Genomic DNA, 11,775 nt, shown 5'->3' on the forward strand with positions numbered 1-11,775 from the left:
AGAAGGCCGCTCTTGCGAGCGGCCAGCAGCTAGTTGCCGAGGTTGACGACGAACAGCACCGTGATGTCGGATATGTTCCAGCCACCGTGTAGTGCGGTAAGCAGTAAACCGATCGCAACGATCAGCGCAGTGATTCGCATCTCCATTGCATGCGTTCCTGTACAGGCTACGCGGGTTCATTCTTCACCGGGAAAGGCAGAACCAGGCAAGTTGGGATTGCCGCGTAGGTTACGGAACTGCTCCCGGGCCCGGTGACTGGTTGCTACGCCAGCGAAGCAGGCCGGGGAGAAGAGTAATCGACTCAGCGGTCTTTCAGAAGACGAAAAATGAAGTTGAAAGGATTTTTATTCGAAGCAGGAAGGCGCTACGCAAAATCGACATAATGGCTTGCAAGCCAGCGTGGCGTGATGCAAAATTCATCGCGTTGGGATTGCCGCAAATCTGCCAACCCGGTGTGCTACCACCGCAAGGCAACAAATTAACCGCTGTGAGGCGGTTTTTTTGTACCCCGAATTCGTCTCGTTTCCCCGCTACACCATGCTTAACGATTCAGCAAATATTTTAATGTTGCTTTTTTGTAAACAGATTAACACTGTGCAGAAATCCTGCTATGCTGCCCGACGCGGTATCGGGCATTTACCCTACAAACTGCTGTCTCACAGGAGCGTGAAGAGAACGCCCGCCGCATATGACAATGAGAGCGAGGAGAACCGTCGTGCTAGAAGAATACCGTAAGCACGTAGCAGAACGTGCCGCCGAGGGAATTGTACCCAAACCGTTAGATGCAACCCAAATGGCCGCGCTCGTCGAGCTGCTGAAGAACCCGCCTAAGGGCGAAGAAGAATTCCTGTTAGATCTGCTGATCAACCGCGTACCGCCTGGCGTAGATGAAGCTGCCTACGTAAAAGCCGGATTCCTTGCTGCTATCGCCAAAGGCGAAGCCACCTCCCCACTGGTTACTCCTGAAAAAGCCATTGAACTGCTCGGCACTATGCAGGGTGGTTACAACATTCATCCGCTGATTGACGCGCTGGATAACGACACGCTGGCACCGATTGCCGCGAAAGCGCTCTCTTCAACGCTGCTGATGTTCGATAACTTCTACGATGTCGAAGAAAAAGCCAAAGCGGGCAATGTCTATGCGAAGCAGGTGATGCAGTCCTGGGCGGACGCCGAATGGTTCCTCAACCGTCCGGCCCTGGCTGAAAAAATTACCGTGACCGTCTTCAAAGTGACCGGTGAAACCAACACCGATGACCTCTCTCCGGCGCCGGATGCGTGGTCTCGTCCTGATATCCCTCTGCACGCCCTGGCGATGCTGAAGAATGCCCGTGAAGGCATTGAGCCGGATCAGCCGGGTAGCGTCGGCCCGATCAAACAGATCGAAGCGCTTCAGGAGAAAGGTTTCCCGCTGGCCTATGTGGGTGATGTTGTGGGTACCGGTTCTTCCCGTAAGTCCGCGACCAACTCCGTGCTGTGGTTCATGGGTGACGACATTCCGCACGTGCCTAACAAGCGCGGCGGCGGCTTGTGCCTTGGCGGCAAAATTGCCCCTATCTTCTTTAACACCATGGAAGATGCAGGTGCGCTGCCAATTGAAGTGGATGTCAGTAACCTGAACATGGGCGACGTGATTGACGTCTACCCGTATAAAGGCGAAGTGCGTAACCACGACACTAACGAACTGCTGGCAAGCTTCGAGCTGAAAACCGACGTGCTGATCGACGAAGTGCGTGCTGGTGGCCGTATCCCGCTGATCATCGGTCGTGGCCTGACCACCAAAGCGCGTGAAGCGCTGGGCCTGCCGCACTCAGACGTGTTCCGTCACGCGAAAGATGTTGCGGAAAGCAACCGCGGTTATTCGCTGGCGCAGAAAATGGTGGGTCGCGCATGCGGCGTTGCGGGTATTCGCCCTGGCGCATACTGCGAGCCGAAGATGACTTCCGTGGGGTCTCAGGACACCACCGGCCCAATGACCCGTGACGAACTGAAAGACCTGGCGTGCCTGGGCTTCTCTTCTGATCTGGTGATGCAGTCCTTCTGTCACACAGCGGCGTATCCGAAGCCGGTTGACGTGACCACGCACCACACGCTGCCAGACTTCATTATGAACCGTGGCGGTGTCTCCCTGCGTCCGGGTGACGGTGTTATCCACTCCTGGCTGAACCGCATGCTGCTGCCGGATACCGTGGGTACCGGTGGTGACTCCCACACCCGTTTCCCTATCGGTATCTCCTTCCCGGCGGGCTCCGGTCTGGTGGCATTTGCGGCTGCGACCGGCGTGATGCCGCTGGATATGCCGGAATCAGTGCTGGTGCGCTTCAAAGGTAAAATGCAGCCGGGTATCACCCTGCGCGACCTGGTTCACGCGATCCCGCTGTATGCGATTAAACAGGGCCTGCTGACCGTTGAGAAGAAAGGGAAGAAAAACATCTTCTCTGGCCGCATTCTGGAAATCGAAGGTCTGCCGGATCTGAAAGTGGAGCAGGCGTTCGAGCTGACCGATGCCTCCGCTGAGCGTTCTGCGGCGGGCTGTACCATCAAGCTGAACAAAGAGCCGATTATTGAGTATCTGACCTCCAACATCGTGCTGCTGAAGTGGATGATTGCAGAAGGCTACGGCGACCGTCGTACGCTGGAGCGTCGTATCCAGGGCATGGAGAAATGGCTGGCGGATCCGCAGCTGCTGGAAGCGGACGCTGACGCAGAGTATGCGGCAGTGATCGACATCGATCTGGCGGATATCAAAGAGCCAATCCTGTGTGCGCCGAACGATCCTGACGATGCGCGTCTGCTCTCTGATGTGCAGGGCGATAAGATCGACGAAGTGTTCATCGGCTCCTGCATGACCAACATCGGTCACTTCCGTGCTGCCGGTAAGCTGCTGGATACCCATAAAGGCCAGCTGCCGACCCGCCTGTGGGTGGCACCGCCAACCCGTATGGATGCCGCACAGCTGACGGAAGAAGGTTACTACAGCGTGTTTGGTAAGAGTGGTGCGCGTATCGAAATCCCAGGTTGTTCCCTGTGTATGGGTAACCAGGCGCGCGTGGCGGACGGTGCGACGGTGGTCTCCACCTCTACCCGTAACTTCCCGAACCGTTTAGGTACCGGTGCGAATGTTTACCTGGCTTCTGCGGAACTGGCTGCGGTTGCGGCGCTGATTGGCAAGCTGCCAACGCCGGAAGAGTACCAGACCTTTGTGGCTCAGGTAGATAAGACGGCGGTGGACACCTATCGCTATCTGAACTTCGACCAGCTCTCTCAGTACAACGAGAAGGCTGACGGGGTTATCTTCCAGACCGCGGTATAAACGGCAAAACCGTCTCTGTTGAGACGGTTTTTAGTGTTTGCACCCTCTCCCGTGGGAGAGGGGCAGGGTGAGGGCATCAGGCCGCTGGGTCTTGCTCTCACTTTTTATTTTCATTCCTCCCGCCTCTCCCGCTTTTTTTCTTCCTCTCTGCTGCGATAATTACCCTAATGGCTTTGCAGAGGAAAATACTATGGATTACGAATTTCTGCGCGACATCACCGGAGTGGTGAAAGTGCGTATGTCGATGGGGCACGAAGCCGTTGGCCACTGGTTTAACGAAGAGGTGAAAGAGGATCTCGCGCTGCTGGATGAAGTTGAACAGGCGGCGAAGACGGTAAAAGGCAGTGAACGCTCCTGGCAACGTGCCGGACATGAATACACGCTGTGGATGGATGGCGAAGAGGTGATGGTGCGCGCCAACCAGCTGGAGTTTTCGGGTGATGAGATGGAAGAGGGGATGAGCTACTACGATGAAGAGAGCCTGTCGCTGTGCGGCGTCGAGGACTTTTTGCAGGTGGTAGCTGCGTACCGGGCGTTTATGAAACAGAAGTAACGGAAATTCCCTCCGGAGAGTACCGGAGGGAATCTGCGGGTTTTACGCTACAGTAAAAATCTCACAAAATTAGCGGTAGGGTTGGTCGCTGCAACGGGCGTTGCCCTCCCGGCGCTGAACGACCACGCCTGGCATTGAGACGCGACTGGCATACCGTCGTTACGTACAAGGAATTTCACCCCACCCGGGTTTTGCGGCGGATCGCTGACCGGCATTCCGCAGGCGATCAGAAAATCAATGTCGCTGTTTTTGCTCTGCAGCTCCGCTATCCGTTGCTCCCAGCCCGCCGGGCGAACATTCCCCTGCGTGAAGTAATCCAGACAGATATCAATGCTGAACGGCTTATCGCCCGCATAAGTATTGGTGAAGTAATCGGTGACAACGATCCCATGCAATGATTCTGCCGACACTTCGCTGCTGTCGCCGATATGAATGATCTGACCATCCGGCAATTGGGCAGAAATATGCCCCGGGATCGCGTGGCCGTCCGTCTGAGGAAAGAAATCAATCGTGGAAACGTAGCGTTTCGGCCACATCGTCAGGGATTTATCGCTACGGGTATTTTGCCCGCACAGCAGCCAGTTCACGGCGTGAAAAACGGCGTCGTGGCAGGGCGTCTTCTCACTCTCGTCATCGTCTCGATACAGGATGGCACAGGTTCCCGCCAGAAAGGTGATGGCAGAGGAGGGATCCCCGGAACGGGCAGGGAAGGCATCAATCAGTCTGTTAACGTAGTCGCTGACATTGCTCATGTAGAAATCACCGAGCTTCATGATGTCATCTTCACTGTGCACATTACTCCAGCGGGTATTCCAGAAGAATTCTGGAAGCGTGACAAAGGTATGGTCCCAGCTGCCGGAGTCGGTTTCCAGTACCGTTTTGAGCTGAGCACTGACCTGACTCAGACGGAACGCCATCCGCTCTTTGGCGTGTGCCAGCAGATCTTCATCCGCCCCTCGCAGGTCGTCTGCCTCGTGCGTAAAGGAGTCAGCACACCAGGAAAGAATTCGAATTGTCATGTTACACCTCGTGATTGATCAGGATAAAAACAGGGTTTTTTCAGCGTTCCGACGTGCTGTCAGGCCCGCCAGAACCTGGCCACCGGCATGGTTCCATTTCGGAAATTCTTCAGCTGCGCCGTTGAAGTCTCCGCTGTTCACTTTGCGTAACAGGGTTGAACTCTTCAGATTGGCTGGCCCCAGGTTAAAGGCGAAGCTCACCAGGGCATCGAACTGGTTCTGGGTGACTTCCACCGTCAGCATGTTGTTGACGTCATGCTCAAAACGCTGCAAGTCCTCACGAAGGATCTGCTCCGCGGCTTCAGCGGTGATGGTTCGCGTGCCGCCTGGTGGGATCGGGTTTTCGACATGGCCATAACCGATGGTTGGAATGCCGACGGCATCTTTGTAGGTGGTTAAACGCAGGCCTTCATACTGTTTGATAAGGGCAATGCCGCCATTGCCCGTTGTTTTCAAAGCATCACTCATGGTTTTTCTCCTTTACGGGGACGGGAGTCATACGGTGGATGAATTCATCAAGCAGGCGCAGCACCGCTTCTGGCGGCTCCTGAGCGACAAAATCAATTTCAATATCAATGTTTTGGGTGTCCGTTTTACCTTCATGGGGCTGGGGCGCCATGGTGACGAGGAAGTGGCCACGCTCTCCCTGTCCTGTTAGCGTGCTTATGGATTCGGTTGCATCACCGCGAACGGTCAGGCGCATCTTCATTCTCTCCATCGAGAGATTGCGCGGTGGTGCAAGCGTTACCAGCGGCACGTTCAAACGATGCTCATCATCCAGCTGAAGCTCGGCGTAGTCGGGTTTGTAGCTACCGTCCGGAGCCTGCTCAAACAACTGGGAGAGCACGGCGATGTACTGATGGGTCATATACTGGTTGGCACTGAAAGCCGCGTGCTGGAGCCCTTGTACCAGGGTATCTAAGCCCATAGCGTGGTTGCCCTTGTTGCCGGCAGGAGGCGGCGGCGTACCGTTATCGCCTCCACCGGCACCGCCGTTATTTCCCCCGTCATTGCCTCCGGTGTTGCCGTTTTCGCCGGAGGGAGCATGGGACGGCGTTATGTCCGGTGGATCTTCTGATGACAGCGTTGTCGGTTTATCCGCCGGGGTTTCGGGACTGGTTTCAGGCGTTACAGCGTCGGGCGATTTACGGCTGAACCAGAATCGACGTGAATCAGGCATGCTTTTTCTCCTTCAGGCAGGTGTCCGTTAGCCGGGCACCTGCCAGGGGTATTAAATGCGTTTGAATGTGTGGTGTGGGTTAACCGTTACCCCCTTGAGGCGGCGCGACCGGGGCAGGGGCCGGTGCTGGGGTAATCAGACCTGAACTGTTGGTGGCAGGCAGTGTGGCAGGCTGATCTTCTGCGCGTTGTGCCGGTTTGGTGGCAGCATTTGTCAGATAATCGACCACGCGGCTGAGCGCCTCCGGCATCGGCTGACGTTTTACAGAGGTGTGGATGGAGTATTTGGCTCGGGTATCGGTCGAGCGGGTCTGTTCTGACTTATGGCTAACACTCCCCTTCACGCTGACGGAGAATGGACCCCAGCCGATTTTGCCCTCCAGGGAGCCTTCCTGGCTGCTGCTTTCGTTGCTGGCTGCGCTCTGGTGGATCTCAAGCTCGAAGTCGATAGTCCCTTCTTCGATACAGATGATGGGATGCACGACTGCCGCGAGCAGAGGAATACGCATGACTTTGGTCTGCGTACCGGTCGTCACGCCTTTCTCATCGACGAGCGTTTCCTCATAATCAAACTGTACCGAAACGGCCTTGCCGTCCTTAATACAGACACTTAATAAGAAATCGGTATAACTTTTTGCTGCCTGGGTTTGGGCTTTAATCATTGCCTGTAGTGGCGCAGAAATCATACTGTCTAGCGGCAATGAACTAATAACTGAACCTATAAATCCGGCATCAACATTTGCATCTGGCATAATTCATTCCTCGATATTTTGGTGGTTGCAGAATATGTCTGCCCCTTAATCATGGATATCGATGAATAAAGCATCTATGAGCGTAAAGTAATGTTTTCAGAAATCATTCCGTCTGTATGGGGTGGTCTGTATCGAAAGTTACATGGCGAAATGTGACGGGCTGTGCTTAATAAATTAAACCGGCATTACTCCTGCAATTGAAAATTTCATCTGGTGTTATTGCTTTTCATCGCACAGCAGCTCTCGCGTTGAGGTCTGTATGAGGTTTTTAAGTGCCGCTAACAAGATAACGATTATTTAAGTGGGACGACAATGAATATACTTATTTATGATGAATTGCCGCTGTTCATTCATGGCATCCGATGCCGTTGGGCTGAACTTGCGCCCGCACTACATATCACAGCAGCACATAGCGAAGATGAGGTCTGGAAAGGTTTAATAAAAAACCGGGCTGATATTATTATTCTGGATGCTGATTACGAGATTGAGAAAAAAATAGCATTATTAACGCAGTTAACATCACAGGCGGATCATGTTTTCGTGTTGATGAACTTTTCACGGCTGGATAATGTAAACCCGATTTATTTTTTGGAGAATGGCGCTGCCGGGATTTTGACAAAGAAAATGGAGTCGGAAGAGTTATTGCAGGCGATCGAATGGGTGCGGCAAGGGAGAATATATTTACCGGATAGTTGCCTGCGTGAGCATAAATTAATACGAATGCATAATTCCCCGCCCCCTTTGCGCACACTCTCACCCCGGCAGCGCGAGATCCTGCATCTTGTTGTGCAGGGACACAGTAATAAACAAATTTGTCGTGTGCTGGGGATTGCGGAAGGAACGGTTAAGAATCATCTCCATGCCTTGTTTCGTCAACTGGGTGTCAGAAATCGTACGGAAGCGGCGATGATACTGGCACAAACGCCGGTTTAAGAAACAAACAAAATAATAAAGAAGGAAAAATCATCGCTTTTCCTTCTTTATCCGTTTGCATGCGTGTTACACGGCAGGAATATTGCGGCCGTAGTAGATTTCCCGCATCTCTTTCCAGAGCAGGTCGGTAATGGCCTTGCGCTCGTCTTCGCTCAAATCTTCTGGTCGGGTGTGGAACATGTAGTGCTTAAGGTCAAACTCCTTAAGTAACATCTTGGTATGGAAGATGTTTTCCTGGTACACGTTCACATCCATCATGTCATACAGCGACTTCATGTCGTCAGACATAAAGTTCTGGATGGAGTTGATCTCATGGTCGATGAAGTGCTTCATCCCGTTGATATCGCGGGTAAAGCCGCGCACGCGATAATCAATGGTCACGATGTCCGATTCCAGCTGGTGGATTAAATAGTTCAGCGCGTTCAGCGGGGAAATCACGCCACAGGTCGACACTTCTATGTCAGCCCGGAAAGTACACAGCCCACCTTCCGGGTGGCTCTCCGGATAGGTGTGCACGCAGATATGGCTTTTATCGAGGTGCGCGACGACCACTTCCGGCAGCGGGCCCGGATGCTCCGTTTTGTCGATAAGCTTAGGGTCGACCGGCTCTTCGCTGACCAGAATGGTCACGCTGGCACCCTGGGGTTCGTAATCCTGACGCGCGATGTTCAGGATGTTGGCGCCAATGATTGAACAGGTTTCTGTCAGGATCTCGGTCAGACGGTTGGCGTTGTAGAGTTCGTCGATATAGGCGATGTAACCATCGCGTTCTTCCGCTGTTTTGGCATAGCAGATATCGTAAATACAAAAACTCAGGCTTTTGGTCAGGTTGTTAAAGCCATGCAGTTTAAGCTTTTTCAATTAGCTCACCCCCTTAGTGGATAATGCGTCTTGCAGGTACTGCGGCAGCGCAAACGCGGCGGTATGAATTGCCGGATTGTAGTAGCGGCACGTGAGACCAGCCTGATGGAAGCGGGCCTGAATAATTTCAGTCGAGAGGTGGCGCAGCACGTCGTTATCCGTCGCCCAGGCAAAGGTCATGATCCCGCCGTAATAGGTAGGAATGGCCGCCTGATAGAAGCTGACGTCAGAAAAATAGGTGCTGAGCTTGCGATGGCTGTCGAGCGCTTCATCCTGCTGCAGGAAGCAGACGCCGTTTTGTGCGACAAAGATCCCGCCAGGGTTCAGGCAGCGCTTACAGCCTTCGTAGAACGAGGAGGTAAACAGCGATGCACCCGGGCCGATAGGGTCGGTGCAGTCGGAGATAATGACGTCAAAGGTCTGCGAGGTCTGGTTAACGAAGTTAACGCCGTCGTCAATCACCAGGTTAAACCGCGGATCGTCATAGCTACCGGCATTGTGGTTGGGCAGGTACTGACGGCAGAAAGAGACCACACCCGCGTCGATCTCGACCATCGTAATGGTTTCAATCGATTGATGACGGGACACTTCACGCAGCATTGCGCCGTCGCCACCGCCGATAATCAGAACGTGTTTCGCGTGCCCGTGCGCCAGCAGCGGAACGTGGGTCATCATCTCGTGATAGATAAACTCGTCACGCTCGGTCGTTTGTACTACGCCATCCAGTGCCATGACGCGGCCAAAAGCGGCATTCTCAAAGATGATGAGATCCTGGTGATCGGTTTTCTCATGATAGAGCACGTTATCAACGGCAAAATACTGACCAAACTGGTCATGCAGTGTTTCATGCCACAACGTGTGGTCGGCCATACGCGGACTCCTCCTTTGTTAACATCCGTAACACTCATAAAAAATGAGCGAAACATGATAGCTAACTATAACCATGGTTGCACGGTTATAGGGTGAACAGGGGGCGTCGGGAAGATTATTTCACGTAGGCGAGCAGGCTGAGTGAATCGCGAGCCAGCGCTTTGCATTTTTTAGCCGTGGGAATGCCAATACCGCTCAAGTCACGGTAACTGTCTTCACCGAGCGCCTTCATGTCAAAGCTGTCGTAGTTGCTGAGATCCCATTGGTTCTGCTGGGCGAAAAAGACCAGCGCACGGCGAATTTGCCCGTTGGGTAAATTCTGGTAGCCACAATCATTTTTCAGGAATACAAAAACCGCCGTCAGGTCGGCCATATCTTCCGCTTCATTTTCACTGAGCGCATAGCTGTTCGCACACATTGCCATCAGGCTACCGAACAAAATTGTCCTGAAAAACGTCTTCATTGCTTCTACCACTTCTTCACGGAAAATTAACGTTAGCATACTTGATGCCAGTGCGACGATCTTTATTATTGCCGCCCGACTTGACCTTCCGGTAAGGGGAGGGTTTATGCTCAAAAGATCGCCTGCTGGAAATAAGGAAATGAACATGCAACGTCGTGATTTTTTAAAATATTCCGTTGCGCTGGGGGCTGCCAGCGCACTACCACTCTGGAGCCGCTCCGTTTTCGCGGCTGAAAGACCTGCCTTACCCATCCCTGATTTACTGACCGCTGACGCCCGTAGCCGTATCCAGCTCGTTGTTCAGTCCGGTCAAACATCCTTTGGCGGGCACAACGCCACGACGTGGGGCTATAACGGCAATTTGCTCGGTCCGGCGCTTCAGCTACGTAAAGGGAAAGCGGTGACGGTGGATATCCACAACACGCTCGCAGAAGAGACGACGCTCCACTGGCACGGGCTGGAAGTGCCGGGTGAAGTCGACGGTGGACCACAGGGCATTATCAAGGCCGGTGGTAAACGTAGCGTGACTTTTACGCCCGAGCAGCGTGCGGCGACCTGCTGGTTCCATCCGCATCAGCATGGCAAAACCGGCCATCAGGTGGCGATGGGGCTGGCCGGGCTGGTGCTGATTGAAGACGATGAAAGCCGCCTGCTGCGTCTGCCGAAACAGTGGGGCATCGATGATGTGCCGGTGATTGTGCAGGACAAAAAATTCACCGCAGACGGGCAGATTGACTACCAGCTGGACGTCATGAGCGCGGCGGTCGGCTGGTTCGGGGATACGCTGCTGACCAACGGTGCGATTTACCCTCAGCACGCCGCGCCAAAAGGCTGGCTGCGTTTACGTCTGCTTAACGGCTGTAATGCGCGTTCCCTTAATTTTGCGACCAGTGATAAACGCCCTTTGTACGTGGTCGCCAGCGACGGGGGGCTTCTGCCCGAGCCAGTTAAAGTGGATGCGCTGCCGATGCTCATGGGGGAGCGCTTTGAGGTGCTGGTGGATATCAGCGACGGCAAGGCGTTTGACCTGGTGACCCTCCCGGTCAGCCAGATGGGGATGGCGGTTGCGCCATTTGATAAGCCGCATCCAGTGTTACGCATTCAGCCGTTACTGGTTACCGCGTCGGGCACGCTGCCGGATACGTTAACCACGCTGCCTGCACTCCCGTCGCTTGAAGGGCTCACGCAACGCAAGCTTCAGCTCTCCATGGACCCGATGCTCGACATGATGGGCATGCAGGCGCTGATGAAGAAGTATGGCAATCAGGCAATGGCGGGAATGCATCACGGTCAGATGATGGGCCATATGAATATGGACCACGGCAAAATGGGCGGCATGGATCATGGCGGCCATGGCTTTGATTTCCACAACGCCAATAAGATCAACGGTAAAGCGTTTGATATGAACACGCCGATGTTTGCCGCTACAAAAGGGCAGTTTGAGCGCTGGGTGATTTCAGGCGAAGGCGACATGATGCTGCACCCGTTCCACATCCACGGCACGCAGTTCCGCATTCTTTCTGAGAACGGCAACGCGCCGGATGCGCATCGCGCAGGCTGGAAGGACACCGTGAGAGTGGAGGGCGGCGTGAGCGAGGTGCTGGTGAAGTTTGACTACGACGCACCGAAGGAGTTTGCCTACATGGCGCATTGCCATCTGCTGGAGCATGAAGATACGGGGATGATGCTCGGTTTTACCGTATAAAAAAAGCCGGGTGGCGGCTTCGCCTTACCCGGCCTACTTTTCGTTGGTGCGGCCTGATGCCCTCACCCTGACCCTCTCCCATGTACAGTCCGGGGACATAGTGAACACTTGTTCGGGGACATGGTAG

General features: G+C 54.0%; 11 protein-coding genes. 4 read left to right on the forward strand and 7 right to left on the reverse strand.

Annotated features, from left to right (window positions below; all coding sequences use genetic code 11):
• Nucleotides 1–715: 715 nt before the first annotated feature.
• Entirely contained in the window at nt 716–3,313 is a 2,598-nt protein-coding gene (gene acnB, locus L977_RS21460; protein ID WP_052192666.1) for a bifunctional aconitate hydratase 2/2-methylisocitrate dehydratase, read from the forward strand.
• Nucleotides 3,314–3,503: 190 nt separating this feature from the next.
• Nucleotides 3,504–3,866: a protein YacL gene (gene yacL, locus L977_RS21465; protein ID WP_014882574.1), complete on the forward strand. Its 363-nt coding sequence runs from the start codon at nt 3,504–3,506 to the stop codon at nt 3,864–3,866.
• Nucleotides 3,867–3,913: 47 nt separating this feature from the next.
• On the opposite strand, the gene L977_RS21470 is transcribed toward yacL, so the two are convergent.
• The 4 genes from L977_RS21470 to L977_RS21485 all read right to left on the reverse strand — a co-directional run bounded on the left by L977_RS21470 (nt 3,914) and on the right by L977_RS21485 (nt 6,816).
• Entirely contained in the window at nt 3,914–4,885 is a 972-nt protein-coding gene (locus L977_RS21470; RefSeq protein ID WP_023332098.1) for a hypothetical protein, read from the reverse strand.
• A gap of 18 nt (nt 4,886–4,903) precedes the next feature.
• Complete coding sequence (locus tag L977_RS21475; protein ID WP_047626893.1) at nt 4,904–5,353, reverse strand: lysozyme; 450 nt, start codon at nt 5,351–5,353, stop codon at nt 4,904–4,906.
• On the reverse strand, nt 5,346–6,065 hold the full coding sequence (locus L977_RS21480; RefSeq protein ID WP_023339019.1) for a DUF2589 domain-containing protein: 720 nt from the start codon (nt 6,063–6,065) through the stop codon (nt 5,346–5,348). Before L977_RS21480 ends, L977_RS21475 begins: the two co-directional genes overlap by 8 nt.
• Before the next feature lie 79 nt (nt 6,066–6,144).
• Nucleotides 6,145–6,816 (reverse strand): DUF2589 domain-containing protein, encoded by a 672-nt coding sequence (locus L977_RS21485; protein ID WP_023332101.1) that lies wholly within the window; start codon nt 6,814–6,816, stop codon nt 6,145–6,147.
• A 312-nt stretch (nt 6,817–7,128) separates the two neighbouring features.
• Here L977_RS21485 and L977_RS21490 point away from each other — a divergent pair, with 312 nt between their 5' ends.
• Entirely contained in the window at nt 7,129–7,749 is a 621-nt protein-coding gene (locus L977_RS21490; protein ID WP_014882579.1) for a LuxR C-terminal-related transcriptional regulator, read from the forward strand.
• A 66-nt stretch (nt 7,750–7,815) separates the two neighbouring features.
• Here the strand turns inward: L977_RS21490 and speD are convergent, their stop codons facing one another.
• The 3 genes from speD to L977_RS21505 all read right to left on the reverse strand — a co-directional run bounded on the left by speD (nt 7,816) and on the right by L977_RS21505 (nt 9,943).
• Nucleotides 7,816–8,610 carry an adenosylmethionine decarboxylase gene (speD, locus tag L977_RS21495; RefSeq protein WP_014882580.1) on the reverse strand — a complete coding sequence of 265 codons (795 nt, stop codon included), beginning with the start codon at nt 8,608–8,610 and terminating at the stop codon, nt 7,816–7,818.
• Nucleotides 8,611–9,480: a polyamine aminopropyltransferase gene (gene speE / locus L977_RS21500; RefSeq protein WP_014882581.1), complete on the reverse strand. Its 870-nt coding sequence runs from the start codon at nt 9,478–9,480 to the stop codon at nt 8,611–8,613. It lies immediately after the preceding gene.
• 115 nt (nt 9,481–9,595) lie between these two features.
• Complete coding sequence (locus L977_RS21505) at nt 9,596–9,943, reverse strand: YacC family pilotin-like protein (RefSeq protein WP_014882582.1); 348 nt, start codon at nt 9,941–9,943, stop codon at nt 9,596–9,598.
• Between the two features lie 145 nt (nt 9,944–10,088).
• Here L977_RS21505 and cueO point away from each other — a divergent pair, with 145 nt between their 5' ends.
• A complete protein-coding gene (cueO, locus tag L977_RS21510; protein ID WP_047626894.1) occupies nt 10,089–11,648 on the forward strand; it encodes a multicopper oxidase CueO in 1,560 nt (519 codons plus the stop codon).
• Nucleotides 11,649–11,775 lie beyond the last annotated feature (127 nt).

It is taken from the genome of Enterobacter sp. ZOR0014, assembly GCF_000798855.1.
In the GTDB taxonomy this organism is placed as follows: domain Bacteria; phylum Pseudomonadota; class Gammaproteobacteria; order Enterobacterales; family Enterobacteriaceae; genus Enterobacter; species Enterobacter kobei.